This is a genomic window from Staphylococcus sp. 231237_7MaSpsaltlick, assembly GCF_043107035.1.
Genome location: NZ_JBICNX010000195.1, coordinates 1 through 861, shown reverse-complemented (window position 1 = coordinate 861; position 861 = coordinate 1). Strand labels below are relative to the sequence as shown.

Below are 861 nucleotides of genomic sequence, written 5' to 3'. Positions count from 1 at the left end.
CACGCATTTATGCCGAGAAAATCTATTTGTCGATGAGAGCCCTTAATTAGACTTAAAGCGCCAGCGGTCAATAGCGTCAGCTATTAAATCGACCGATGGACAGCTTTAGGATTATTAAGGAGCGCAGAATCGTCGGCAAATAGAGGAATTGGAATAATGCAATAAAGATATTAAACTAGATCAGTTTTTAACTGGTCTTTTTATTTTGTTTTTTTATGGTTTTGAATTACAAATTTTGGAGGAAAAAGGGGGCTACTACGACCCCCCTTTTAAGTGCCGAGTGCCAAATTGAAAAAAAAACGCTTTTCGTCTCTACTCTCTCTAGGGCTCAAGGCATTCTACATTTAGGGGACATTTTAGGGACATTTTAAGGGACATTTTTATTTTTTGTGTATATTTGGTTGCTTTAATGTTACCTAAGTGGTACACTTAAAAAAATAGAAAAAAAGAGGTGTCAATTTGCCTAGAAAAACAAGGTTACAAATAAGTCTTACAGATAAACAAATCGAAGAATTAGAAAAATTAGCTAAAGAAAAAGGGTTTACGAAATCGGCAATTTTAGCTTTAGCATTAGAAGAATATTCAAGAAAGGAATTAGAGCAAAAAAAATAGTGAAATCCTCTCCCGCAAAGAATGGATTTCACTTTATACAAAATATAAAAAACAAGCTCTAATAAGGTGATTCTAACATTATGAATACAGATAAAGCAAGATACTTCACGTTTTTACTATATCCAGAAAGTATTCCAGAAAACTGGGAAATGAAATTAGAATTAATGGGTATTCCGATGGCTATTAGCCCATTACATGATAAGGATAAAAGTAACGTAGAGGGGCAAGAATATAAAAAAGCACATTATC

General features: G+C 33.4%; 2 protein-coding genes. Both read left to right on the top strand.

The genetic code is table 11. From position 1 onward, the window contains the following. Positions 1–459: 459 nt before the first annotated feature. Complete coding sequence (locus ACF91D_RS30870; RefSeq protein ID WP_002448631.1) at positions 460–612, top strand: ribbon-helix-helix protein, CopG family; 153 nt, start codon at positions 460–462, stop codon at positions 610–612. An 80-nt stretch (positions 613–692) separates the two neighbouring features. Then, the coding region (locus tag ACF91D_RS30865; RefSeq protein ID WP_392438573.1) for a Rep family protein at positions 693–861 on the top strand (169 nt) is incomplete at its 3' end.